Here is a 25,419-nt window from a genome sequence, read left to right as displayed (position 1 = left end):
CTTAAATAAGTTGTTCGATGTTGTAATGACCGTTTTCATACCCTTTAACCGATATGATTTCTTCAATTCTGCGTCCTTGCGGTGTTCTTGTGATATGCACCACATAATGAACCGTTTCACCAATTAAAGGTTCAATTTCAGTTGGGGCAGAGGGGTTTCGGGTAATTAGTGATTTCAAACGATGAAGTCCTGCAAGACAGTTATTGGCATGCAAAGTGGCAGCACCACCCTCATGACCAGTATTCCAGGCATCGAGTAAATCCAGTGCTTCACTTCCTCTAACTTCACCAACAAGGATTCGGTCTGGCCGCATCCTAAGAGTGGTTTTTAAAAGCTGGGTCATATTGACATCAATAGTGGTGTGATATTGAACGCAGTTCTCAGCGGTGCATTGAATTTCACCAGTATCTTCAATTATGAAGACGCGCTCGGATGGTGAACTACGAACCATTTCATTGATAATGGCGTTCACTAATGTAGTTTTCCCAGAACCCGTGCCACCAATAACTAGAATGTTCCGATGTGCAATAACAGCTTTTTTAATCACTGCACATTGTGCTTCTGTCATAATTTCTGATTTTACGTAGTCGTCCAGTGTAAAAACCGAAATGGCTTTTTTACGAATTGCAAATGTTGGCTTTGAGACCACTGGTGGCAGCTGCCCTGCAAAACGTGATCCATCCAGTGGCAACTCACCTTCCAGTATCGGATTAAAACGGGTTATTTCCTTACCATGAAAGCCTGCAACAGTTTTAATGATGGATTCAGCACGAGCATCATTGATACTACCTATACAACGCATGGTTTCACCCAGGCGTTCCTGCCAAAGCTTGCCATCTGCATTGAGCATGATTTCAACGGTTTTAGGATCACTTAGCGCCTGTTCAATCATGCCACTCAAATCACGCCTTAGCTTTTCACGGGCGCGGTCTTTAACCGTTATTCCTTGTTCTTCTTGTGCTTTCATACGAATAATCCTCGATGTTTTTAAGCTGACTTCAAGCTGTGTTTGAATTTGCTAATTAAACGGTCAACAATGCTTTCCTTATTGGAAGGAGAGTCGCTGAACCATTGATCTTTTTGGCGTTCTCGATAAATACGTCTTTGGATTTCATCACGGTGAACAGGGATCGATTGAGGGGCATCGAAAGCAAGGCGAACTTCACCATCACGATAACCCACTACAGTGCAGTAAACTTCCTCACTGATAACAACAGACTCCCCAACTTTTCTTGTTAAAACCAACATATTGCTTCTCCTTCTATTATTTAAATAAATAGGCTTTGCACTGCCTGATATTCTCTTCAACCACTTCTTTGCTGGCTGGTTGATATTTTTCTGGTACGACATTAAAAGAATTTCGTCTTTTAATATCACGACAAAAGCCAATCATTTGCGGCAGGGTAGGAGGCATTTCGCAATGATCTCGGCAATCAATAATGACCTGATTCAAAATCTCATCACTGAATTGATTTAGGCCCTCCAGCCACTCCTTCTTGGCAAACTCTAAAAAACCATCACTCTTGAACTGACTGCGCCACAAATGTCCGTAGTAAACTGCAAAGCGAGTAAACAAGTTTTCAATACACTTTTTTCTACTGTCGGTAGCATTGCAGGTTGATGACGTTTGACTGCTTGTATTCGTCTTCATCGGTGATTGCTGCGTCTCCTGCTTCTGGGTTCCAGAATGGATCAATGGCTCCGCTCTTAGTATTTGTGCCGCACTTCTCATTCCTTTTCTCCTGCGTTAATTCGATTTTGACCTCATCTTCCCAGCATTTTTGAGACAACCAGTTGGCTGGAAATTTCCATGCTGGAACCCATTCCCCATGGGCTTCTTTTGCTGTACGGGTTTTGATTTGTTGATCCAGGGCTTGCAGCATGCTTTGCAGTAAAGGCTCATCTGGATTGATTTGTTTAAAGATTTCAAAGGCACGTTCACGTGACTTTTTCTCGGGGTACATACGCCAGAAATGGTCGAAGCGTTGTAATAAATAAATATAATTATTTTCTTTTATTAGAGGTGTGTCGGCTTTTAGGATTTCATCTGTGTCGGCTTTTGCTCCCACACCCTCAGAATAACCTGTGTTTATAGGGAGTTTCGGATGCGGCTTTATGTCGGCTTGCTGTGTCGGGTTTGTGCCGGGTTTATTTTGGACACAATAACTGATATCCGCTAAAAGACATTTTAAAATAAGATGTTTATCGAAAGACTGAATAACTATAAGACCTGAGCGTTCAAGCCCTTTAACGGCTCGGCGAATTTGCTGACGGCTAGGACTTCCAGATTCTGTAATGCCTTGATGGGGTTCAATATAAAGTACCTCAGCCAGTGATTGGTAACTAATACGCCGCTTGATCCCTACTATGAAAGTATTGCGATCCATGTAGGGCCGAATCCCTCTTAAGTAGGTAATTTGCTGGATATATGAAAGCCCACAGAGCGCATCCAGTTCCTTGTCATTCACTGTAAAGTACATAAATAATCCGTTATTCCTTAACTAAAGTCTTAGCGCTCAATGAAACATGTGATACCATTTTGAGAACTAAATGCTGTTAAATAGCTCTTAACGAGCTTAACTACTCAAAATGAGTATTTATAAATCCCAAAATAACACATATTGAGCTATAGTCAATATGTAAATGGATTAATTTATTAACCAAAAACGTGGAATGGGTATGAACATCAAAGAAAAAATCGGCCAAAGAATAATGACTGAACGAAAGGCCAAAGGATTGACGAGAAAGGCATTGGCTGAGTTGACCAGTGACTTGAAAATTTCACGTATTAATAATTATGAAAGAGGGGACCGTACCCCTGGTCCAACAGAAATTAAAATGTTAGCTGATGCGCTTGAAGTTTCTGCTTCTTATTTAATGTGCTTAACTGATAACCGCGAAGGGAAGATGACAAAATCCCTTGGCATGGGGGCATTGATTCCTGTCTTAGATTATAAACAAGCAATTGATCCCGCTGCATTCATCCAGAAAATTAAGGAGGATGTTGATACAAAAGTTGAGTTTATTCCTGTGAGCACAGCTGTTAGTGATAGCATTGGAAAAAATGCTTTTGCATTGCAGGTTAAAGATGAAAGCATGATGCCCGAGTTTCGGATTAATGATGTCATCATCGTAGATCCAGATACAAGCCCCAAACCTGGTGATTTTGTAGTGGCCTTGATGGAAGGGGATCAGGAAGTAATTGTTCGCAAGTATAAGCAATTATCGGCCTCCAAAGAGACTCATCAGTTTGAGTTAATCGCACTTAATGAGGATTGGGCTGACATTCGTGTTGGTTCCAGGGAGATGCAAGCCCAGATTATTGGATGTGGTTTTAGTTTGTTTAGAGGATTAAAAAGCTAAATACTTAGGAATGTTCCACCGCAATCACGATAGTCATTGCCATGACATGTTAAGAGTATTATTTGATGCTTTTTAGATGCACGGTGTAAAATTTGTTTCATTTTCTCGCGTCTGAGATCATCAGAATTAACTAATGCGTCATCGAGAATTACTGGCACAGAAGCCCCTTTTTCTGCCAGTAAGTCTGCATAGGCTAACCGTAACAAAATGGCAAGCTGCTCGCGAGTACCTATACTTAAATTTTCAAACGGTTCTCTAACACCATTTCTCAATATATGTTGAAGTGAAAACTCTTCATCGATTACTGGTTCTGAGTCAGGAAATAAAATTTTTAAATAGGGTGTCATAGACTCTGTTAAAGGCTTAACCAGCATTTCTTTGGCGGATTGGATGTTCTCTTTTATCAGTTGGCACAATAAGTTTAATGAACCAACGTGCATACCTAGTCGTTCGACTTCTTTGCTAATGTCTTTTAGCTCCTGTTCAGCTTGCTCTTTTTCTTCAGCAAGTCCTCGATGGCCACTCGTTTGCAGTTCAATAGTTATATCTCTAACTTGTTGCTTTAGTTCAGTAATTCTGTTTTTAGTAGAATTTAAAACGCCCTGGCGTCTCTCGACTTCAGACACAGCACCCTCATGATCGAGGTCTTTTAAAGTACTTTCAAAAGACTCCAGTTTGTTCTTTAGCTGTTGCTTTTCTTTAGCGATAGACTGTTCAGCACTTTTCAGTTCTTTATCTGAATGATCATTTCGTGCTGCGTCCAGTTTATTATTAATTGCAGTCAAAATTTCTTTTGTTGTTGATAATGCTGTTTTTGCATGTTTAAGCGCAGCATCTTTTATTAGAAACTGATCATGTGCTAGTCGTTCATTATCGCTGCAATTAGTGAGTTCGTTAGAAGATATTTCTTCCTGTTTTTCGGCTATTTCTATAGAAACATGCGCTGATTCGCCCAATAGTTTTTTTAAACTCGTTTCCTCTAATTGGTTCTCAGTTAATTCTTGTTCTAATGATTCGATACCGTTAGACGCAAGAACATCAATTTGGGTTTTTAGTGAGGTGATTTCATTTGAAAGGGAATTTTTCTTATCTAGCAGATCCTCTGCTTCAGTCATTGAAGTAATCTGGTATTGTTCAAAAGCAGCAGAGAGCTGTATCTTTGCTTCTTCTAATTTTGTTTGTACCGCACTTAGTTCTTCTCCACCAGGGATAATGAAAATATGACTATTACCAAAAGTTATTGTCGACTTATTGGAAATAAGTAATTCCCCCTTACCAGCAACAGATTGATCATTTATTTTCACTGAATCATTTTTAATTGAATATTCAATTCGGGTGGCTATAGTGTCAAACTTCATTTGCAGTGAACTAACTTGTTCAGTAAGCTGTTTGAGATTTTTTAAGGCGATAGCATCTAGTTGTATTTGTGATAGATTGTTCTGTTTTATTGTAATGTCACTATTCAGTGCTTGTATTTTTTTAAGTTGCTCATCAATGCGTTTGATATGACTTTGAACTCCGACCAGTTTTTGATAATCCCTGGCTTTTTTTATAGCTAACTGACTTTGCTCATGTTTTTTACGAGCTGTAGCCAAAGCTTTTTGGGCAGTGTCCAAATTTTTTTTGAGCTGATTAGTTTCAGCTTCTAATTCTTTGATCTGTGACAGAAAGGCATCATGGCTTTTGGTTTCTTTATCCAGATTATCAATTAGTTTACTTCGTTCACCTAAGGCAGTTTCAGCAGTTTGATGCTTAAGTACAGTGAGTTTCAGATCTTGCTTACATTGTTCATATTCTTTATTAACTTCTTCCACATGCTTTAAATGCTTTTGTGCTTGTTCAAGTTGTTCTTTGTCATTTTCTTCAATCTTATCCTCAACTAGAGAGGTCAGTTCCTGTTGATAGTCAGATAGTTTATCCACTTTTTTCTGGTAGGTATTTAATTCATTTATCAGGTCTTCCAATTTTTGTTCAGCAACAACTTTGGCATCCAGTTTTTCTTTATATTTACCCCGTGGCTTTCCACCTTTCTCAGTTTGAAATTCATTCAGTTCATCAGTAAATTTGTTCAAAAGGATTTCACCTTTCCCCTGGCTCAGCATATCGGTTAATTCATGACTGAGTACATTTTGGATGGTCTGACTGGCTTTGGTGTTATTTGATATGGAGACTTGGTGCCAGGCGCTACCTTGCTCAACCCATAATACCCCATAAATCCCTTGTTGCTCCGATTTGGCTAACCCTCGTTCTACATTATCGAATTTTAATAGTTCAGCTAGCTGAATTTCAGCCTCAGAACCAGTCCATTGAACACCCTTTTCATTGGTCAATAAGGCTCGTCCATCTTTTTTCTTAGAAAATATCTTTTCAAGGGTATAACTGTTACCAACTAGTTCAAACTTAATCTTAATTTCTGGGCTACCTCCTTTGTAACCAGCAAAGTCATCAGCGCCCATGCCGTTAAATCTGTCAAATAATATGGCTCTCAATGCACGTAAAAGGGTGGATTTTCCTGCCTCATTATCGCCATAAATGACATTTATACCGGAAGAAAGTCCTGTTAGTTCAAAAGGCTTTTCATACTGTTGAAAATTTTCAATTGCAATCGATTTTAGCAACATAATTTAACCAACCCCTTTATTTGATTGCAGCTCTTGCCAAAGCATTTGGATAGCTCTATCAGCAAAGGGATGCTGTTCATTTGATTCATTCTCTTTGATCGCTAAAAGTTTCTCCAAGGTATTACTTAAGAATCCTGCGGATTGAAAATCCTGTAAATCCTGTTCAGAAGGACTTAGCTTTAGATTTGTATCGTCTATTTCCAGCATTGCGAACTTCGCTTTCCAGCTGTCTAGCAACTGTTCTAATTTCTGACGATTCTCCAAAGATAAATTACCATCTAAGCTCAATGATATTACCTGGTTTTTAGCAGATTGAAACTTTGAAAAATCATCATTTAGAGCTTCGATATCATTTGCCGTAAATATAGCAAATTGAATTTTATGCCATTGGTATTTTCCAGTATCTAAGGATTCAACCCTTGGCACGTCGTCATTTTTATTTAGTGTCACCAATAAAGCCTTGCCCGGTTCGTTATCTTGAAATCGATCTTGTTCTGGCGTTCCGGCATACCATGCTTTAGTTGAGACCTTCATTTGACCATGCCAGTCACCTAAAGCGAGATAATCCAATTCTGCTTTTTCGGTTCGCTGATAAGATATCATATTATGAATTTCAGCAGATTCAGGTAAGAATCCTTCAATCGAACCATGTGCCAGTCCCACTTTAAAAGCTGATGAAGGGGCTTGGAATGTATCATACCATTCTGTTAAATCTTTATATTCATGGCGTAATTTTAATGGTGCCGGCAATATTAGAAGTTTATCATTAGCAACTGATATAGATTCAGGCTCCAAAGCCAAAATAATATTATCTGTTTTTTCAGGTAAATTTTTCATTCGAGTCCATACACTTTGTGCCAATGCTGGATCATGGTTACCAGGCAATAATACCCACGGTCCTTTATATTCCTGCATAGCATTAAGTGTTTTTCTGATAGTTGTATCACTGACTTCATTTGCATCAAACACATCACCGGCAACCAGAATTGCGTCTGCTTTGTGCTGATTTGCAAGGCCAGCGAGGGTCTTAATGACATCGAATCTTGCTTCGCGGAGGAAGGCTGCAATGTCCCCCTTTATATTGGCGAATTGTTTCCCTATTTGCCAGTCGGCAGTGTGGATAAAGGAAGTTTTCATTAACTCTCCTGGGATGAAGGCTTTGGAGTTCTTATCTTAAATTCAGTTAGCCATTGTTGTAATTCTTTAAAGTCTTTTTCTAGTTCACCAGGTTCTGGTAACCTGATAGGGGCTTCAATAGGTTGTGAATGTTCATATCTTGAGTATTTTGTCATTAGTTCATCAAAATAGTTACAATCTTCCATCGAAATTTTTGCTAGATTGGAAATTTTTCCCATAGTGTTAATTGCACGTCGATAGCGTTCTACAACACCTGACATAAGTTCACATTCAATCATCCTTTCCAAGAGGATTCTAAAATCACTGCATAGTGATTTTACGTAGGGATCATATGCTTCCCTTCCATGCTCTTTTAAAAGTCTTGTCGCTTTAGAGAGGCGATCATTCATAAGCTGATTTAATGCTTTATCTGGTTTTTTTGCAAAAAGAGGGGTATCACCAGGTTCACCAGTACCCCATGGTTCTTCTCGGATGCATAGGATTTCAGGTTCAATATTTGCTTTTTTTGCATAATCTTGAATCATACCTAAAAGGGATAGGCGATGGGTGAAGATAATTACTTGCCTTTCTGTAGCGAGAGAGCAAAGTCGTTGAACAACCGCTTCTTCATAATCTTGATCTAGCGATGAAATAGGATCATCAAATACAAAGGGAGATGGATAATTTTTTCCGCATACATCTGCTAGAAATGCGGCAATAGAGACAACTCGGTTTTCACCTTCGCTAAGCACATCCTGCAGATTGTGATCTGCACCTCGTAACTTGAGAGTATGTAAGACTTTACCTTTTGAAACTCTGGATTTTATTAGTTCGACTTCAAGTTTTGAGGCTCCCAATAAGTTTAGCTCGCTATTAAAACGATCAACAAAAGCTGCAGTGATAAGCATTTCAGAAAGCTCACCTTTTTTCTTAGATAAAGAAGTCGAGTTGGTTTTCTTTTTAGCTTCTTGAATATTGTTAAGGAGTTGTAGGCGATTAACTTCTTCTTGTATTGCAACTTTTTGTTCAGAAAGCCATTTTTTGGCTTTTAGTTGATTCAACTTATTTTTTAGCGCATCCCTATTTTCATTTTTTGCATCATCTAAATGTTTACCTGCTCTTTCTTCATATTCATGAGCTATTATTTGTATTGAATCTATGACAGGCTGAGCTGACTGAATAGGACTTAATTCAGATTCGGATTGGATTGTTAATAAACTTGCTTTTCTATCGCTTAGAAAATTAATCGTATGCATCAGTGAGTCGATAATACTTTGATCTTCTATACCAGCAGCATCAAACTTGGTTTTAAACTCTGTTATTAGTGGAATGTTGGGTAAATTATTTATAGCCTGTTCTAGTGTATGTTTTGCCTGATCTGCTTGCTTTTGTGTTTCCCCTCTTATGTATGATTCAAAAGAAGAAAATCTCTTTTGGGCATCCTCAGTTAGCTCTTGGTGACATAATACACAAACAGAATTTGATTGAATAACTGGAAATTCTTGCGTAGGATACACCATTTCTTCAGAGTATTTCCGGGCTGCTTCCCATAGCTCTTTCCAAGTGTCAGAACCTATCCCTTCAATCTGTGCATTGCTGAACACTTTTTTAGCAGCCGCATCAGCAACCTCTTTTTTTATAATGGATTGTTTTTTAGTCTTAATAAATTGCTTACATTTTTCATCGGATAATTTCTCAATGTAGCCTTTAATATCCCTAACAATGCTATCTGCATGAAACTTTCTGTTCTGCAACTGCTTTGCTTTGTCCGCAGGGGATTTTTCGGAAATCCTCTCATGTATATCTTGTAATTCTTTTTCATCTATTACTGTAAAAAGACAATATTGATCAATATCTTCGGGTGAAATTTTGTCATTAAGTTTTTTTAACCATTCTGAGCTGGTAGTGTTAATTAATGCATCAGGTATTTTAGGCATTTTGGAGATAAGTTTTTCTACTTCACTATCAAGATTCTTTCCAACTTCCTCACATATATCAATAAGTTGACTAAAAAAAGATAGAAGTAAAGGCTCGTAGCTTACTTCATTTTCTTCTCCAACAAACACTCTACTAAAGGAAGCATCGAAAATATCAACGGAGCAGAGTTCATCACATAGTCCTTGGCCAGACCATTGATACTCTGTAGGTGAGTATTGTTTTAAAAAAGATATTTTTGCATTTCGAGGCACATCATCTGACGAAAATACATTATTATGCAGCTCATCTCGAATACAATCCCGAACGCCACATATATGTTTTAGTAGTCTAACGTAGCCTGTTTTTCCTGAACCATTGTGCCCATAAATCACAGTAATATTACTACTTCCAAAATTAAGGGGTTTTTGTGGGGCAAGTTTGTTAACACCGCTAACTTCGCTAATTGAACATAGCCGTATTTCTTCTGAGTCATGTGAACTAAAAGCATCTTTTGGTATGCTGTAATCTATGTTAGGAAATTCATTACTAGTTTCCAGTCGACATAGCTCAACAAGTTCGCTAATAGTGGATTCATTAATTTCAGTAAATTCAAGTATGTGTTTTGCAGCCATTTGTAGCCACTTAGGGCGATTTGATAGCCATTCGCTTATATGCTGGTTCTCACTATACATGTTAACTCCCTAACAACCGTTGCATACTTTGGGTCCAAGATGATTTAAATGCGGAATCATTGGCGAATAGTTTATAAAGTTCTAATTCATCTTTACGCCTTAGAAGCATGATCTCTTTTAATATTTTCTCAAAGGCCAAGTCCCTGTTATGGGGGTCAGGATTGTTCTTATATTTGGTTTCAAAGTCAGGATGGTTTTTAATGCTTTCAGCTATATTCACAAATTTGACTTTCTGTTCTTCTGGTGTTGCGCTCCACCCCTGGAACCAGCGTTCATTGAAAGTGCGGATGATATCATCTAGGGGATCAGTTTCTCTTTCTCCTCCATAGGCACCCCTAGGGTTTGGATTTTGAGGATCTAGCTCTGAAGCGGATTCATCGAGCTGTATTGTGTGATTGAGCTTAACTCTTTGAAGGCCATAAGAACTTAAGTCAACAGATTCAAGGAGCTTATCAAAAGCATCGGCATCTGGATCAGCTACTTTTAACTTTGGAATGAGAAATTTTAAGAACCAGAATAACTTTTCCCAAGACTCTATTTCAAATGGCATGATGGCGGCCATTTGTCCATAAATTTTTACAAATTGCTTTGCTTTGATTTTAAAGTCTACCTTGGCTTCATTTTCCAGCTCTAATTCATTTTCAAAGCGACTCGCTGCGATATCAATGATCGGACTTAATTTTTGTGCATCTTCATTATTAAAGTAACGCATTACGAAGTCTTCGACTTCGTACCATTCATAGACACCTAAATCATCCATTTCATCCTTCAATTCGTGGAGTACGTTGATATCGGTAGCTTGAGACAATGAGGTTGCAGTATAGAATGGATCAAATGCGTTTTTGATATCATCTACACTATTAAAAAAATCTAAAATAAAAAGGTCCTCAGTTTTCTTCCCTAATTTAGGTGCTGATCGGTTTAAGCGTGATAAAGTTTGCACGCATTGGACTCCAGCCAATTTTTTGTCTACATACATCGCACATAGTTTTGGCTGATCAAATCCTGTTGTGTACTTATTTGCCACAACCAACAATCGATAATTATCTGTATCGAATTTGTCTTTTGTATCAGAATCGGAGAATCCGTTAATGTCTGCCTCTGTGTATTCAATACCATCAATTTCTTTTGCACCAGAAAATGCGACTAATACTTTAAAAGGGTTTCCCTGCTCTTCTAGAATACGATTGATGGCTTTGTAGTATCGAATAGCGGTTTCAATGTTTTGAGTAACGACCATCCCTTTAGCTTTTCCTCTTAGCTTTTTGGCATTGACAACATGAGGAATGAATTGCTCCATCATAATTTCAGCTTTGGTATTAATGGTTTGCTGGCTTCGCTCAACATAAGCTCGCAGTTTTTTCTGAGCTTTTTTGCTTTCAAATTCAGGGTTTTCAATTATGGATTTCTCAATCTCATAGTAGCTTTTATAGGTAGTATAATTGGTTAACACATCTAGAATGAAGCCTTCTTCTATTGCTTGCCTCATCGAATAAAGGTGGAAGGGCTGGAACGATCCATCTTCTTGTTGTTGACCAAATTTTTCCAAGGTCGTATTTTTAGGGGTTGCTGTAAATGCTAAATATGAGGCATTACCACGCATTTTTCTCGACTTCATTGCTTTTAGGATTTTATCCTGAGCGTCCTCAGTATCTTCTATGTCAGATTTCCCAATCGCTTTATTCATACTGTCATGAGCTGATCCAGATTGTGAACTATGAGCTTCATCAATGATTACAGCAAATCGTTTATCACCCATATCCGAAATACCATCAATGATGAAAGGGAATTTCTGAATAGTGGTGATGATGATTTTCTTGCCGCTTTCTAAAGCCTGTTTTAACTCTGATGATTTATATGCAGGCGCAATAATATTTTTAACTTCTGAAAATTCTTTAATATTATCTCTTAGTTGTTTATCCAGAAGTCGGCGATCGGTGACAACGATGACAGAGTCAAATAATGGCAGGTCAATACTTCGACCTCCTGAAATCTCTTTTGAAACAGGATAGGTTTCAATCAGCTGATAAGCTGCCCAGGTTATTGAGTTTGATTTACCAGAGCCAGCTGAGTGCTGAATCAAGTATGTTTTGCCAACACCATTCTTAGATGCATGGTCAATTAACTTTCGAACAACATCCAGTTGATGATAGCGGGGGAAAAATAAAGTTCGCTTATTGAGCGGATCTTTACTGGTCCCATCCAGTCGAACAAAGTGTTGAATAATATTAGCAATACTTTCCTTGGTGAAAATCTCTTCCCATAGATAAGCTGTTTTATGGCCGTTGGGATTAGGTGGATTACCTTGTCCCAAGTTATGACCTTTATTAAAGGGTAGGAAAAAAGTACTTTTACCTGCCAATTTAGTTGTCATGTATACTTCATCGGTATCCACAGTCATATGAACTAAGCAACGTGCAAATGTCAATAAGGGTTGGCTGATGTCTCTATCCTCTCGATATTGTTTTTGGCCATGATAGCGAGCAGTTTGGCCTGTCCAAGCATTTTTTAGTTCAAGGGTAATGATTGGAATACCATTAATAAATAGCACCATATCAATTTCTTGCAGAGGATTTCCTTGAGAATATCTGATTTGTCTCGAGCAGCTGAATATATTGTCTTCAAAGTTTTGTTTTACTTTTTCACTGCTACTGGTAAGTGGGACGGGGTACATCAAGTGGAAATGAGCATTGTCTACACTTAGCCCTTTTTTTAAAAGGTGTAAGATACCGTGTTTTTTTATTAATCGGTCATACCGTTCATATAGTTTTCTTTTCCAGTCAATAGGATTATTTCTTTTGAGCTTAGTTAGCTCCATAGCTTGTGTTTTTTCTATAAATTGCCAAAAGAATCGCTCATCTAAGGCATATTGTATGTTGAAGTCTGATGGGAAGCCAACTTCATATCTTGATCTACTAGATATGTCTTCCTTTAACTTTTGGCTACCGATTTCGGTTAGCCAATTTTCAATGGCTGTCTCTAGTGCGTTCTCGTTTGTTTGACTTACCATCTTTGCTCCTAGCTATACCACTTTGATTTTACCTGTAACAGCACTGTTAATTAGTGTAGTTTTATATTCTTTTAGTTTTGCGATTTGCTGATGTAGATACTCAAGCCCCAAATCAATTTTTTTTGATTCTCTCTCAATGTATTGAACTATAGAATTTTGTTCTTCCCTAGAAGGTAATATTAAAAATTGAGAAGCTAGGTTATTAAAGCGGATTCTTACTGCACGTTGTCTTACTGCATTACAGATTACTTGAATATATTTTGAAAGAGCCATTTCTCTTAAAAGATATGCAAAGTAGTATTGAGAAATTGCGCTAGATTTTGGATCACAAATTACATATTCTGGCGTACATTTTCCATCTGAGTCTGAAACACCAATAGCACCTTCAAAAGCATCCATCGAATTTAGAACTAGTTGACCTGAACGAATTCCTTGGTACCCACCTTCTAATATAGCCTCCGTATATCCATCTAGACGTCGGTTTGATCGAAGTGTAACTTGACCGTCTCGGTAGGCGGTTACGACCCCATCATTTTTACTAACGGACAGCCGACTTTGTGTGAATAGATTTTTAAATCTTACGATTTCCCAATGTTCAGGAATTGTATTGATCCAGTCAATACCAGATTTTTTCATTGGAACATTAGGAGTAAGTCCTTGGGTAACAGCTTTTTGAATAATGATTTTCTTTCGTTCTTTTAATAGCTTAATTTGTCGTTCTTTTATAGCTATTGCTTCATTGATTTGGGATGTTTTTTTATCAAGAAAAAGGGCAATTGCATTTTGTTCTGCTTGAGATGGATATGGTAAATAAAGTTTTTTAAATTCATCTCGGTCTAAGCTTTCCCTGAGATCCATTATACCTGTGCAATATTTGATAAGGGATTTATAAAAAGGCTCATTTAAAAACATATAGGCGTAATATTTTATATTAAACTCTGATGTTTTGGGTTTTAGAACAATATACACTTGGCTTAAAGCGCCATAATATTTTGATAAACCAAGTGAGCCTATAACGACATTCATTTTGTTAATTACTAAATCATCTTCATAAACAATTTTATAATGTTCAATATCTTCAGATTTGTTATTTCCTATAGCACCTTTCTCATCGTATGGTATAACACCTCGTTGCCTTGTAACAGATAAAATAAAGTCTGTTTTTGGTCCAATATTTTTTTCATTTCGTTCGTTGAAGATAGCTCTAATAGGGATGATATCCCAGCTTGTAGGCAATAATCTGACAAAGTCAAGGCCAGAGTTTTTATAGGAATTATAATTCGTTGTACCTGTAGAGGCTAACATAGTTGCTCTCCTTTAACGTTAGCAATATCTACATGTAAAATTTGAGCGATTAGCCCCTCACATTTTTGTTCAAGGGTTATGATGTCAGATGCGACTTCATCCAAAGAGCGAAGAGGTTTTTGGCGATAGAAATACTTATTGAAGTTGATTTTATAACCAATTTTAACTGAATCTAAATTGATCCAAGCGTCATCCACATGAGGTTTTACTTCCGTTAGAAAGTATCTTTGAATTGATTGGTGTAGTGGAATGAGCTCGTAATCACGTAAGTCGGAGCATGTCTCATAAGTAACATATTCATTTTTTCTACCAGTTGGGTAATACCCAAAATAGGATAGTTCTCTTTCTTCACAATCATAGCGATGTATTAATAAAGCCAGTTTTTCGCCACTCAGTTTAATTGTTTTTTTAATTACTTTTGCAGCTGACTCACTGTACCAGCTAACAGCATTTAAAATTATTTTTTTCTCCGTAGCAGATAATACAATTTTTCGAGTGTTAAGCTCCTTTTCTACAGAATTTACAAAAGCGTTGAAGTCATCAAATTCATCTTGTCCAATTGCATCCATTAATAGTTCAGCATTTTGGTATAAGTTTTTAAGAAAACTCCAATATCTACTGTCGAAGAGTTTTGCTTTTGCCTTTGCATTCAGGCTTATATCATTAATTTCACACCATGATAAAACCTCCTTCTTGATCGAGTTTAAGCAATCTTTTTCATAAACTTTATCGCCATATTCTACATATAAATATTCCATGACTTTGTTAAGAGTTTTATCAAAACGAATTGATGCAATAGCTTTTGGGGTAAATTGAGCTTTGCGGCGATCAGGACGTTCTATAGCGACTTTGCAGTAGCCAAAATCTTCATTTTTGAAAATTTTGCTAGCAATACCTTTGGGATCATTATTTGAATCAATTTCTCGCTCAATCGACGCATGATCGAAATAAGTTTGTGCGATTTCTTGGATATGTTCAGGCGCAAGCTCACAGTTTTTTTCACCTAAGTTTTTGCGTAGCTTACGGTAAAGTAGGCTGGCATCAATGAGTTGTACTTTACCTTTGAGATTGTTTGACTTATTGTTATTTAAAAGCCATATATAGGTAGTAATACCTGTATTATAGAAAAGATTATTGGGAAGCTGAATAATAGCTTCCAATAGGTCATTTTCTATAATATACCTACGAATATTACTTTCACCTCCACCAGCATCACCAGTAAATAAGCTGGAACCATTATGGACTGATGCGATACGGCTTCCCAGTGTACTTACTTCAGGATCCTTCATTTTGTTAACCATTTCCATCAGGAAAAGGAGCTGACCATCACTAGAACGTGGTGTCGCATCAACAACTTCATTTTTCCCAAAAAAGTCTTTGAGTGTCACTTTAAATCGGGGATCGATGACATCCTTTCCATCTTTAATATGTTTCTGATCTGAGGCCCAGCTTTTACCGTATGGTGGATTCGAGAGCATAAAGTCAAAGCGTTGAGTGGCAAACTCATCAGTAGATAAGGTCGAGCCTACTTTGATATTTTCAGGATTGTTGCCCTTGATCATCATATCTGACTTACAAATAGCGTAAGTTTCATCATTGATTTCTTTACCGTATAAATACACGTCTCGGTTGTCATTAGGGTATTTTTCTTCGATAAAGTTTTGCGATTCTGTCAGCATTCCTCCGCTACCACAAGCTGGATCATAGATCGTCAAGGTCAGTGGTAATTGAGCCTTGATGGGATCAAAGACTAGGTGAGTCATTAACTCAATTACTTCTCTTGGGGTAAAGTGTTCTCCTGCTTCTTCATTGTTTTCTTCGTTAAACTTACGAATAAGTTCTTCGAAAACATACCCCATTCCCAGGTTAGTCAGCGCTTGCAGCTTATTCCCTTCAGGATCTACTCTGACTTTTGGGGTTAGATTGATATACGGGGAAACGAATTTTTCAACTACATCTAGTAGCACTTGCTTTGATGCCATATGGCGAATTTGTGATTTTAAGTTAAAGCATTCAATGATCTCTTTGACGTTATCGCTGAATCCAAGTAAATATTCCTCGAAATTCTGTAATAGGATTTGTTGATTATTCGTTGCAGTATCGAATAAGTTTTTTAGTGTCCATTTAGAAATGTTGTAAAATACATAACCAGAAGCAGCTTTTAAAGGCTCATCGTCGAATTCTGTAGCATTCATTTCTTCTTTCTGGAACTGAATTTCTTCTAATACTTTAGCTTTGGTAGGTTCCAAAAGGGTATCTAATCTACGCAATACGACCATTGGTAGAATAACATCACGATATTTACCTCGAACATATACATCACGCAAACAATCATCAGCAATATTCCAAATAAATGAAACCAGTTTATTATGAGCACTATGATCCACAGTTCAATCCTATATTATGAGCACATGCATTTAGATGTGCTTAGTACTGTTAAAATTTCATATCAACCTTGTCAAAAGGCAACACAGTTTTTTAGCTATTATCAACAGCCCCATTCTGTTTTACCCATATATCGACATCCTCTTTCTTAAACTTCCACAGCCGTCCAATTTTATGAGCTGGCATGTCTTTTTCATTAATCCACTTGTAAACAGTATCTCTTTTAACTCCGAGGTACTCGCCAATTTCATCAACTGATAACCACCTATCATTCATTGCTCTTCTCTTATGATTATTTTTGCAATTAAAAACAAGTATAGCCAATGAAAACCAGATCACATTGGGCTAAAAAGGTTTAAAACCGGCTAATACTATCGACTTTATCTTGATTAATCAATTTGTAAGCATGATTATCGTCAAAGTGTACTAGTTTTGATTTATTTGATGGGGGATCTGTTCTGTACGGTATCTTTGACCATAGAACAGATATGGTTTGATAGAGATTAAAATTTTTAATGCCCAATCAGCATGGTGAAATAATGAAATAGGTTATATGCTTTCGCAGCTCCTAAAAATTCCTTACCAGCCAATACCTGACTGAGCATCAAGGGACTAGCCTCAAGTATTTGAGCCAGCTCTTTACAGTCTAATTTACTGTAGGACAGAATATAATCAATTAAATATTTCTGAGTATCTTTTTTTAATTGAAACTTAACATCAATAACAGGTTCCGCAACCTCGATAAAACATTCCATGTAAAACATCCTCGCTTTCATATTAATACGGCATAGTCCAGTCGAAAAACAGTAAACCATAGCGGCGATATCGATAAAATTAGTTTTTTTACATGGAAAAGATCAGAGGTAAAATGCAATTTTGAGCAATTTATCACCTATCGAGGCTTTTCTCTTAAGCAGCTGTTACAACCTCCGAGAGTTCTGAATCTTTTGTTTGCTCGATAACAGGTCTGATTCTTTTTGCGATCAAGTAAAGGAAAACAGCACCTAATATTGCCCACATACCCAGCTGGTTAAATACATGCAGGTAATCACCATTAGATAGCAATGGATTTGTGGATTCACCTTGGGTCATAGCATTGGAAAAGTAATGTGATAAAGAGGCTGATACGCCTGATACCATCATCCAGGTGCCCATAAGCACACCTTGTAAATGTGGAGGGGAAATTTTGCCAATCATGGCGTAACCGACTGGTCCTATTAATAACTCTGCAATCGCTTGCGAGGTGAAATGGAGCATTACCCAATAAACACTAACATATCCATGCTTATTAGCTGAGAGGATGCCGCTGGATAGGCAGAAGAAAGAACCTGCTAATATCAGGAATGCCCAAACAAATTGTTTGGTTATTGATACATTGTACCCTTTTGCTTGTAGTCGTGTTAGCACTATGGATAACAACGGGGCGCCGATAATGATTACCATGGCATTGATATTCAAAAGCCATTGAGTCGCCATTTCATAATGGAATAAATGTTTATCAACATTGTTTTTAATAAATAGGGTTATGCCCATTGGGCCTGTGAAGTAGATCATCCAGAATAAGATTGAGGTTACTGTCAGTATTAGAAAAGTCATTATCTTTTGCTTATCCAAAGTCGATTTTTGTTGGTAGCCAAGATATAAAATGACAAAAAACATAATAACGCTTAGGCCTACTACAACTCCATTACTGAACTGAGCTTTATGAAAACAAAGTAGGGTGAAAGGAATAAGAGATAAGATAATTCCCCAGCCAATAGCTTTTTTGAAGTTTAGTGAAGCTTTGCTTTTAACATTGAGCAACGGAGTGTCGCGATCATTTAAGTTTGTCCAGTAACCCCACATGAGCAAAAGTGTAATTACGTTTGGAATTATGCTGGCATAGAGTAAAGTTTGATATTGATTTGAGTAATCAAAGAAGCCGCTGATGATGTAGCCCGCGCAAAAGCCTACATTCATGTAAGAATAACTCAAGAAAAAAGCTTTATCTCTGCGGTTATCATCCGGAGCAAATCGTTGTGTCAATATACTGTTGTATGCGGTGGTGTTTAAGCCACATCCTACTAGAAATAAACTCAGTCCAAGATAAAGCAACGACTTAACCGAAAGTGCCAAAAGTAAAATACCGATAGTTTGTATGGCTGTAGTAATCAAAAATAAGGATCTGTTACTTAAAAATCGTCCACCAACCACTCCGCCGAGTAAATGTAGAACATAGTTAAATGCGAGAAATAAACCCACAATGCTGTTTGAAAGGGTATTGGACAGTCCTAATTGTTTAGTGAGAAACAGTGATAATGAGGAATATAGAATTGCATAAGAAAAGGTTGAAAAAGCCTGTATTAAATACAGTGGCATGGTTCCTTTTGGCATTTTTTCTGATAACAGCATATTTTTTCCCTAAAACTATTTTGAGAGGTGACTCTACCATTAAAAATGGATAAACTTAATCCCTTTCTGCAATTATCCTGATTTTTAAGGGATGATAATTGAAATTTAATTGCTGTATGGGTGTTTAGGAATGAACAAAATTACTAGAGTTTCATGGAATGAAGTCAAGCATCAAGTAAAGCAAGTTAACGAATCAATATATCGTGTCATTGAAGATATTACACCTGGTAAAGAAATACCATTCTACCTGGCTCGTTATAAATTTGGTGAGCATTTCGGTATTAAAAATCATGCTTATCTGCCAACCAGCAGTGGTCAAATGGAAAAAATTGACAGCAAGCACACAGATAACGAGTTATTCAATCATCTTGGCTATGGCAAAAATAGTTTACCTTTAGGTTTAATATTGGATAAGTTTTGCGAGTGGCATTATTTTGGTGAAGATGAGCGTATCTTTCCAGACTGTGTTCAGGGACCTGGTGCAATTTTTAATATGCAGGTTATTTTTGATGAGGATCAGACTGTAGATAACAATGTGCTCTCCGTTTCATCTGGGGCGCTTTCATCCTTTTTATTACCGAATATCGGCTGCAAAAGAAAGCATGCAAGAATTCAGAAATATTTTAATGTTGCCGTTCCAGCTCCCAAGTCTCCTTACGAACATTATTTGGTATTCAAGGAGATATTGAAGGATAAAAATACTATCGATAACTGGCATAGCGAGATTCTTTATTTTTCAGAGCAGTTTATCAATGAGGTTAAACATAATGATAAATGGCTTAAGCTGAAACTATACTTCTCGGAGTCATTAAGAAAAAAGCTGACCCAAAATACTTACGATGCTTCTTGTAACGATTTATTCCTCAGTGCCAAGAGCATTAATCGTTTCAGACCTACGCCATTTATCATGGATACAGCAAAATACATTTTTAATATTTGTATGGGCTCTGGTATTGGCGTTAAACCGGCAGTTGATGAACAGTATTTTCCAGTTAAGACAATTCAGAAAATTTATAATGAATGTTATGACTTGGAATACACAGCGACAGTTATGGTTCCGTCAACTTTGAATGGTCAAGCTGATAGTGTTTATTATCCCTTACAGTGTCCCTTTGCCAAGATTAATACATTTAAAACCAATCAAAGCAATAGTGCTTATAGTGAACTGGAAATGCTAAAAAATGTGCTGTTGGCTTATCAGTCAGAGTTTACTGCAGATAACAGTTCTGCTTTTGGAAGTCTTCTTTATCATGTAAGCAAACAAACGGAGTTTTCTTTTTACCACTATAAATCCTCTAGTAATAAAAGCATTAATAGTTCTGAAGAATTAGAGGGAACAGATAACAGATTTGCTTTTTCTTATTGCAGCGATAAAACGCAATTTGCCAGCGATGCGAAGTTATTTAGAGGTTGCGTTAGATTAAGAAAACAATAAGGTTATATAGATGAGAATATTAGAAACAAAACGATTATTTCTACGGACTTTTCAAGAAAAGGATGTGGAATCATTAATTGTCATTAACCAGGACCCAAAAGTAATGCAGTTTTTCCCAGCCATACCCGCGCGGGAAGAAACCATTGCATTCATAGATAAAATTATTTCTCATCAAGAAGAAAAAAATTTTTCCCTATATGCTACTGAAATTAAAAATACGGGTGAAATGATTGGTTTTGTAGGTTTATTTACTGCGACATTTCAAGCTCATTTTACTCCTGCGGTTGAAATTGGTTGGCGTTTATCATCAAAACACTGGAACCAAGGCTATGCAACAGAGGCTGCCAAAGCTGTACTTGATTATGCTTTTAGGAAATTAGATTTGAATGAAGTAGTCTCGTTTACATCCGAATTAAACAAACCGTCTATTCGTGTAATGCAAAAGATTGGCTTGCATACTAATTCAGAAGATGATTTTGACAACCCAAAGGTACCGTTAGGGAGCCCGCTTATTAGACACGTGTTGTATAGATTAAAACGAGCAGAGTATTTATCAACTTAGTGTTAAATCGTCAATTGTCAGATCGAGCAGCTTCAGGTATTTGTTGCTAATAGTCTTTTTTTCGACTGGAGGGATGTATACTGTTGTTATTGAAGAAATAACTGATAACTCAAGATTACAAAGTTGAATCCATTCAATTCGGGGGGAACAAGTAGGCAGGGAAGGAGCTTCATAAAGGCATATAGAGTAATTCGCTTGATAGTAACCACTTAGATAATCTTTTAAAATTGCTAGATAGTTAGTTTTTTTCCCATCAGTTCTACCAAAGTTTGCAACTTGCCAAAGTATTAAATGCGCATGAACATCAATGAACCGTTCAAATAATACCAGCTCTGTAGCTTCAATTGAAAAACATCCCTGATCACCTGGGTCAATTTCAAGATCACTAAATAAGCAGTCTTGGGTAGATACTGCTGGCAGAATGATGGTGTCACCACCATCTTTCTTAATTTGTCTCACGGCATTAAGTGCTGAGTCTGCAAAAACGGTAGGGTGGCCGTAAAAAACAACACATAAAATTGAAACCTTCTTATATTCTTCAATAATATGATTTGTTAATGCTTGATAAGCTTCAATCCGCTTTTCGCTGCTAAAGTAGATAGAATCCAACGATTCAGAATTTTTCGCTTCTCGTTGAATCCATTGTTTTAGGTTATCTTCATTAAGAAGGTAGAGTACCTTATCAGCCTTTTGAATAACTCGTTTAGTTTCTTCGGTCAGATGGGAAATCGATTTGATTCCCGACCCTACTACTATTAGCTTATGCATTAAATTGTTTTATGTTCACTATTTTATTGCTATCAGGCTGGTACTGTTTTTGTATTGAAACTATTTTATTAGAATTGGCCTGGCTCTGTTTGTTTTGATTTGTATCTAATAATAAATCTTTGTGGCTGATCAAATACTCATTCCCTACAGCATATTCAAGTTTGTCCATTAAACTCATTTTGATGTCACCTTATATTAAATTCTGATAGCCATTGTACAAATAAAATTCTTATAGGTATAGCCTAAAAAAATATTTGCAGTGATGTGCTCAATATGCTCTAATAAATACTCGAAACGAGTATTTTGGTTTTATGAGTTACAGGAGTTGAGAAATCATGGGCAATATTCACCTAATCCCCCGACTAATCCGCTTAAGAGATGCCCCAACCTATGTAGGTATGGATCGCCATCGATTTAATAAAGATGTTAGACCTAACTTGGTTGAAATTCCAATGGGAGTTCAGGGAGTTGCATTTGATCGACTTGATTTAGACGCCTGGGTGGACGATTATATACAGTGTAGTGGTCGTCCTGCGGTAACCAAGCAGAGGAGTTTGGAACAATGGGACGAAAAAAATCGCCGGGTCTCTTCAAAAGAGGTGACTATTGGCACATCGATAAAGCGGTCTTTGGATGCAGAATTCGAGAAAGCACTGGTACGGGCAACCTCGAAGAAGCAGAAAAATACTTTGCAAAACGTTTAGAAGAAATAAGGCAAGCGAGTGTGTTTGGGGTAAGACCCAAGCGCACATTTATGGAAGCTGCTATTAAATTTCTGGATGAAAACCAACATAAGCGCAGCATCAGTGATGATGCAGGGCGTTTACGTGTACTGGTTCAATATATCGGAAAAATGCCTTTGGATTCGATTCATATGGGTACTTTACAGCCGTTTATTGATGGCAGACGTCAGGATCAGGTTAAAACAAGAACGATTAATCATGGTCTAAAAATCGTACGTCGCATCTGTAATTTGGCTGCAACCGAGTGGATTGATGAATTTGGGCTAACTTGGTTGCTGAATGCACCTAAAATTAAATTATTGCCAGAAGATGATTTGCGTAAGCCTTATCCGCTAAGTTGGGATGAACAACATAAGCTTTTTGCTGAGTTACCATCGCATTTGGAGCAAATGGCGCTATTTGCAGTGAATACGGGATGCAGAGAGAGTGAAGTGTGCCACTTACAATGGGATTGGGAAATTAAGATTCCTCAATTGTCACATTTAATGGTGTTCATCATACCGCCTGAAATGGTTAAAAATGGTGAAGAGCGCTTGGTTGTCTGTAATCAAACGGCAAAATCGGTAGTTGATAACCAAAGAGGAAAACATAAGCAGTTTGTGTTTACCTTTAAAGGTAATCCGGTTACCCGTATAAATAATACAGGTTGGAAAGAAGCTCGCAAGAAAGCTGGTTTAGAGTTTGTACGAGTTCACGATCTAAAACATACCTTTGGTCGGCGATTAAGATCTGTCGGTGTGAGTTTTGAAGACAGGCAAGATTTGCTTGGGCATCGTTCAGGTCGTATTACAACGCATTACTCATCAGCTGAATTGCAGAATCTATATGAAGCTGGAAACAAGGTTTGCGAAAAGCAACAAAGTGGGGTAGTTCTCACGTTGCTTCGTAATCCAAATAATAGGAAAGAAAAAGATACATCTCATGGACGTAAGGTAGTTAGTTTATGAGTTTGTGTCTACTGTGCCCCACAAAATCCCCACAATGGTTTTTGAGGGGTTGGGATAGTCGATTGCAACTTATTGATTTTACTGGCTTTAATTGGTGGGCCCACTAGGACTTGAACCTAGGACCAACGGATTATGAGTCCGCTGCTCTGACCAACTGAGCTATGGGCCCGACGAGAGGGGTCATTTTAAACTGATTTTGATTTATGTTCTACTGTTTTTTTTATTTTTTAATTGCCGTTTTAAAAACGGCAATTAATTTAGCCTTCATCGCCTTCCAGGAAACTTCGGAGTTTCTCTGAACGGGAAGGGTGGCGTAGTTTTCGTAATGCTTTTGCTTCAATTTGACGTATACGCTCACGGGTTACGTCAAATTGTTTTCCTACTTCTTCCAGAGTATGGTCGGTGTTCATTTCGATGCCGAAACGCATACGCAGGACTTTGGCTTCTCTTGGCGTTAGTGTTTCTAGTATTTCCAGAGTTGCTTCTCTTAAGCCTTCCGCAGTTGCCATGTCAATTGGAGATTCGATGTTGTTGTCTTCAATAAAGTCGCCTAAATGAGAGTCATCATCGTCACCAACTGGGGTTTCCATGGAAATGGGTTCTTTAGCAATCTTCAGTACTTTGCGGATTTTATCTTCGCTCAGTTCCATTTTTTCTGCTAATTCTTCCGGTGTTGCTTCACGTCCGGTTTCCTGAAGAATCTGGCGTGATATACGGTTCAGCTTGTTGATGGTCTCAATCATGTGTACCGGTATACGTATGGTGCGTGCCTGATCCGCAATGGAACGAGTGATTGCTTGTCTGATCCACCAGGTAGCATAAGTAGAGAATTTGTATCCACGTCGGTATTCAAATTTATCTACTGCTTTCATCAGTCCGATATTTCCTTCCTGAATTAAGTCCAGGAATTGCAGTCCTCGGTTGGTGTATTTCTTGGCAATCGAAATTACCAAACGCAAGTTTGCTTCAACCATCTCTTTTTTAGCGCGTCTTGCTTTAGCTTCACCAATAGACATTTTACGATTAATGTCTTTAATTTCACTGATGATCAAGCCGTATTCAACTTCAAAGGAGGCTAGTCTGCTTTGTAGGCGTAAAATTTCTTCTTTATGTTCTTCTATGCGCGCTAAATCCAGTTTTTTCGCCTGTTTTGCGCAAAGGGTTTCTAGCCATGTCAGATCAGTTTCCTGGCCTGGGAATGTGTCAATGAATAGTTTGCGTGGAATGCGGGCTTTTTCAATGCAAAGACGCATGATTCCGCGCTCAAATTCTCTAATGTGATTTCGGAGTTGGCGGAAATGACGTGTTAATCGATCAACCTGTCTTGAGGTGAGTTTCAGTTTCAGGAAGGAATCGGACATAATTTCCAGTAATTCCAAAGTCTTTTTATTGGTTCTGCCGTGTTCTTTTAATGCGACCATCGCATTGTTGAAGTTTTCCCGCAGTTCATCAAAGTACACTTTGGCTTGCTCAGGATTGGGGCCGTCATCGACTTCTGCCAGTCCACCTTCACCATCTTCGTCTTCTTCATCAACAACACTAAGAATGACTTCTTCCTGCTGATCTTCATCAAGCATGGAGCCAATATTGGCAGCTGGGGCAATTTCTTCATCTGAGTCAGCAAAACCACTGATAATTTCATTGAGTCGTATCTCTTCAGCGTTGAAGCGATCGTAATCATCAAGAACTAATTGTACTGTTTCAGGGTAGTGGGCAAGAGATTTTAGTACCTGATAAATCCCTTCTTCAATCCGTTTGGCTATGCGTATTTCACCTTCACGGGTCAGTAGTTCTACTGTTCCCATTTCTCGCATGTACATCCGCACAGGATCGGTGGTTCGACCTGTTTCCTTATCAACCGACGCCAGTACCATAGCTGCTTCTTCGATATCAGGCACTTCTTCAGTATTGAGCAGGAGCGCGAGTTCATCATCTCCCGGTGGTTGCTCAAATACTTTGATGTTCATGCCTTCAAGCATGCTTATGATGACATCAAAATGCTCTGTATCTACTATATTAGGCAGTAGGTCGTTTATTTGACTATAGGTCAAATAACCTTGTTCTTTACCAAGGCTAATGACTTTGGTAATTTGTGAGCTTTGCTGTTCTTGGTCATTTGTGGTCATAGGCACTTCTTTTAGGAACAATTAGGGTCAACAAAAAG

The 25,419-nt window shown here is 37.8% G+C and carries 21 protein-coding genes and 1 tRNA gene; 5 read left to right on the top strand and 17 right to left on the bottom strand.

What is annotated here, in order from left to right; genetic code table 11:
* Position 1 precedes the first annotated feature (1 nt).
* Genes trbB through ELY21_RS10890 form a run of 4 tightly spaced genes read right to left on the bottom strand, consistent with a single transcriptional unit; the run spans position 2 to position 2,480 of the window.
* Positions 2-967: a P-type conjugative transfer ATPase TrbB gene (gene trbB, locus ELY21_RS10905; protein WP_127109450.1), complete on the bottom strand. Its 966-nt coding sequence runs from the start codon at positions 965-967 to the stop codon at positions 2-4.
* Positions 968-987: 20 nt separating this feature from the next.
* Positions 988-1,248 (bottom strand): carbon storage regulator CsrA, encoded by a 261-nt coding sequence (gene csrA / locus ELY21_RS10900; protein WP_127109448.1) that lies wholly within the window; start codon positions 1,246-1,248, stop codon positions 988-990.
* Between the two features lie 16 nt (positions 1,249-1,264).
* The gene (locus ELY21_RS10895; RefSeq protein ID WP_127109446.1) at positions 1,265-1,576 is read right to left on the bottom strand and encodes a Vir protein; all 312 of its coding nucleotides are present in this window, start codon (positions 1,574-1,576) and stop codon (positions 1,265-1,267) included.
* 19 nt (positions 1,577-1,595) lie between these two features.
* Positions 1,596-2,480 carry a hypothetical protein gene (locus ELY21_RS10890; RefSeq protein WP_127109444.1) on the bottom strand — a complete coding sequence of 295 codons (885 nt, stop codon included), beginning with the start codon at positions 2,478-2,480 and terminating at the stop codon, positions 1,596-1,598.
* Positions 2,481-2,679: 199 nt separating this feature from the next.
* On the opposite strand from ELY21_RS10890, the gene ELY21_RS10885 reads away from it, so the two are divergent.
* A complete protein-coding gene (locus ELY21_RS10885; protein ID WP_127109442.1) occupies positions 2,680-3,363 on the top strand; it encodes an XRE family transcriptional regulator in 684 nt (227 codons plus the stop codon).
* Here ELY21_RS10885 and ELY21_RS10880 read toward each other — a convergent pair.
* The 9 genes from ELY21_RS10880 to ELY21_RS10840 form a co-directional block, all read right to left on the bottom strand.
* Positions 3,360-5,984 (bottom strand): AAA family ATPase, encoded by a 2,625-nt coding sequence (locus ELY21_RS10880; protein ID WP_127109441.1) that lies wholly within the window; start codon positions 5,982-5,984, stop codon positions 3,360-3,362. The two genes, ELY21_RS10885 and ELY21_RS10880, sit on opposite strands and share 4 nt — an antisense overlap.
* A 3-nt stretch (positions 5,985-5,987) precedes the next feature.
* On the bottom strand, positions 5,988-7,121 hold the full coding sequence (locus ELY21_RS10875; protein ID WP_127109440.1) for a DNA repair exonuclease: 1,134 nt from the start codon (positions 7,119-7,121) through the stop codon (positions 5,988-5,990).
* Positions 7,121-9,709, bottom strand: coding sequence for a hypothetical protein (locus ELY21_RS10870; protein WP_127109439.1), 2,589 nt, complete (start codon positions 9,707-9,709; stop codon positions 7,121-7,123). Before ELY21_RS10870 ends, ELY21_RS10875 begins: the two co-directional genes overlap by 1 nt.
* Before the next feature lies 1 nt (position 9,710).
* A complete protein-coding gene (locus tag ELY21_RS10865; RefSeq protein ID WP_127109438.1) occupies positions 9,711-12,719 on the bottom strand; it encodes a type I restriction endonuclease subunit R in 3,009 nt (1,002 codons plus the stop codon).
* Positions 12,720-12,731: 12 nt separating this feature from the next.
* Positions 12,732-14,024, bottom strand: coding sequence for a restriction endonuclease subunit S (locus ELY21_RS10860; RefSeq protein WP_127109436.1), 1,293 nt, complete (start codon positions 14,022-14,024; stop codon positions 12,732-12,734).
* Entirely contained in the window at positions 14,018-16,411 is a 2,394-nt protein-coding gene (locus ELY21_RS10855) for a class I SAM-dependent DNA methyltransferase (RefSeq protein WP_127109434.1), read from the bottom strand. The genes ELY21_RS10860 and ELY21_RS10855 overlap by 7 nt, the downstream gene beginning before the upstream one ends.
* A 91-nt stretch (positions 16,412-16,502) precedes the next feature.
* Positions 16,503-16,685, bottom strand: a complete 183-nt coding sequence (locus tag ELY21_RS10850; protein WP_127109432.1) for a helix-turn-helix domain-containing protein — start codon at positions 16,683-16,685, stop codon at positions 16,503-16,505.
* Between the two features lie 236 nt (positions 16,686-16,921).
* Positions 16,922-17,164: a hypothetical protein gene (locus ELY21_RS10845; protein ID WP_127109430.1), complete on the bottom strand. Its 243-nt coding sequence runs from the start codon at positions 17,162-17,164 to the stop codon at positions 16,922-16,924.
* Positions 17,165-17,318: 154 nt separating this feature from the next.
* Entirely contained in the window at positions 17,319-18,800 is a 1,482-nt protein-coding gene (locus ELY21_RS10840) for a peptide MFS transporter (RefSeq protein ID WP_127109428.1), read from the bottom strand.
* A 130-nt stretch (positions 18,801-18,930) separates the two neighbouring features.
* Here ELY21_RS10840 and ELY21_RS10835 point away from each other — a divergent pair, with 130 nt between their 5' ends.
* Positions 18,931-20,235: a hypothetical protein gene (locus tag ELY21_RS10835; RefSeq protein ID WP_127109426.1), complete on the top strand. Its 1,305-nt coding sequence runs from the start codon at positions 18,931-18,933 to the stop codon at positions 20,233-20,235.
* 10 nt (positions 20,236-20,245) lie between these two features.
* Positions 20,246-20,797, top strand: a complete 552-nt coding sequence (locus ELY21_RS10830) for a GNAT family N-acetyltransferase (RefSeq protein ID WP_127109423.1) — start codon at positions 20,246-20,248, stop codon at positions 20,795-20,797.
* Here the strand turns inward: ELY21_RS10830 and ELY21_RS10825 are convergent.
* Both ELY21_RS10825 and ELY21_RS10820 read right to left on the bottom strand, forming a co-directional pair.
* A complete protein-coding gene (locus ELY21_RS10825) occupies positions 20,789-21,565 on the bottom strand; it encodes an SAM-dependent methyltransferase (protein WP_127109421.1) in 777 nt (258 codons plus the stop codon). The two genes, ELY21_RS10830 and ELY21_RS10825, sit on opposite strands and share 9 nt — an antisense overlap.
* Positions 21,558-21,743 carry a hypothetical protein gene (locus tag ELY21_RS10820; RefSeq protein WP_027265163.1) on the bottom strand — a complete coding sequence of 62 codons (186 nt, stop codon included), beginning with the start codon at positions 21,741-21,743 and terminating at the stop codon, positions 21,558-21,560. The genes ELY21_RS10825 and ELY21_RS10820 overlap by 8 nt, the downstream gene beginning before the upstream one ends.
* Positions 21,744-21,900: 157 nt before the next feature.
* On the opposite strand from ELY21_RS10820, the gene ELY21_RS15860 reads away from it, so the two are divergent.
* Positions 21,901-22,269, top strand: coding sequence for a hypothetical protein (locus tag ELY21_RS15860; RefSeq protein WP_058450423.1), 369 nt, complete (start codon positions 21,901-21,903; stop codon positions 22,267-22,269).
* Positions 22,270-22,319: 50 nt separating this feature from the next.
* Complete coding sequence (locus ELY21_RS10810) at positions 22,320-23,255, top strand: site-specific integrase (protein ID WP_127109419.1); 936 nt, start codon at positions 22,320-22,322, stop codon at positions 23,253-23,255.
* A 92-nt stretch (positions 23,256-23,347) separates the two neighbouring features.
* Here ELY21_RS10810 and ELY21_RS10805 read toward each other — a convergent pair.
* Positions 23,348-23,424: transfer RNA gene (locus tag ELY21_RS10805), tRNA-Ile, on the bottom strand.
* Positions 23,425-23,512: 88 nt separating this feature from the next.
* Positions 23,513-25,381, bottom strand: coding sequence for an RNA polymerase sigma factor RpoD (rpoD, locus tag ELY21_RS10800; protein ID WP_127109417.1), 1,869 nt, complete (start codon positions 25,379-25,381; stop codon positions 23,513-23,515).
* Positions 25,382-25,419: the final 38 nt, after the last annotated feature.

Origin of the sequence: Legionella sp. km535 (genome assembly GCF_003990085.1) — a bacterium.
In the GTDB taxonomy this organism is placed as follows: Bacteria; Pseudomonadota; Gammaproteobacteria; order Legionellales; family Legionellaceae; genus Legionella; species Legionella moravica.
Note: the sequence above shows the minus strand (reverse complement) of the source record. Positions and strands in the feature narration are given on the sequence as shown.

Bases quoted from the DNA above. Each gene is read 5' to 3' on its own strand.
- ELY21_RS10865 (WP_127109438.1), bottom strand. From the start codon at position 12,719: ATGGTAAGTCAAACAAACGAGAACGCACTAGAGACAGCCATTGAAAAT.
- ELY21_RS15860 (WP_058450423.1), top strand. From the start codon at position 21,901: ATGGGCAATATTCACCTAATCCCCCGACTAATCCGCTTAAGAGATGCC.
- ELY21_RS10860 (WP_127109436.1), bottom strand. From the start codon at position 14,024: ATGTTAGCCTCTACAGGTACAACGAATTATAATTCCTATAAAAACTCT.
- ELY21_RS10875 (WP_127109440.1), bottom strand. From the start codon at position 7,121: ATGAAAACTTCCTTTATCCACACTGCCGACTGGCAAATAGGGAAACAA.
- ELY21_RS10835 (WP_127109426.1), top strand. From the start codon at position 18,931: ATGAACAAAATTACTAGAGTTTCATGGAATGAAGTCAAGCATCAAGTA.
- ELY21_RS10870 (WP_127109439.1), bottom strand. From the start codon at position 9,709: ATGTATAGTGAGAACCAGCATATAAGCGAATGGCTATCAAATCGCCCT.
- rpoD (WP_127109417.1), bottom strand. From the start codon at position 25,381: ATGACCACAAATGACCAAGAACAGCAAAGCTCACAAATTACCAAAGTC.
- ELY21_RS10830 (WP_127109423.1), top strand. From the start codon at position 20,246: ATGAGAATATTAGAAACAAAACGATTATTTCTACGGACTTTTCAAGAA.
- ELY21_RS10890 (WP_127109444.1), bottom strand. From the start codon at position 2,480: ATGTACTTTACAGTGAATGACAAGGAACTGGATGCGCTCTGTGGGCTT.
- ELY21_RS10840 (WP_127109428.1), bottom strand. From the start codon at position 18,800: ATGCTGTTATCAGAAAAAATGCCAAAAGGAACCATGCCACTGTATTTA.
- ELY21_RS10880 (WP_127109441.1), bottom strand. From the start codon at position 5,984: ATGTTGCTAAAATCGATTGCAATTGAAAATTTTCAACAGTATGAAAAG.
- ELY21_RS10810 (WP_127109419.1), top strand. From the start codon at position 22,320: ATGGAAGCTGCTATTAAATTTCTGGATGAAAACCAACATAAGCGCAGC.
- csrA (WP_127109448.1), bottom strand. From the start codon at position 1,248: ATGTTGGTTTTAACAAGAAAAGTTGGGGAGTCTGTTGTTATCAGTGAG.
- ELY21_RS10885 (WP_127109442.1), top strand. From the start codon at position 2,680: ATGAACATCAAAGAAAAAATCGGCCAAAGAATAATGACTGAACGAAAG.
- ELY21_RS10850 (WP_127109432.1), bottom strand. From the start codon at position 16,685: ATGAATGATAGGTGGTTATCAGTTGATGAAATTGGCGAGTACCTCGGA.
- ELY21_RS10820 (WP_027265163.1), bottom strand. From the start codon at position 21,743: ATGAGTTTAATGGACAAACTTGAATATGCTGTAGGGAATGAGTATTTG.
- ELY21_RS10825 (WP_127109421.1), bottom strand. From the start codon at position 21,565: ATGCATAAGCTAATAGTAGTAGGGTCGGGAATCAAATCGATTTCCCAT.
- ELY21_RS10845 (WP_127109430.1), bottom strand. From the start codon at position 17,164: ATGGAATGTTTTATCGAGGTTGCGGAACCTGTTATTGATGTTAAGTTT.
- trbB (WP_127109450.1), bottom strand. From the start codon at position 967: ATGAAAGCACAAGAAGAACAAGGAATAACGGTTAAAGACCGCGCCCGT.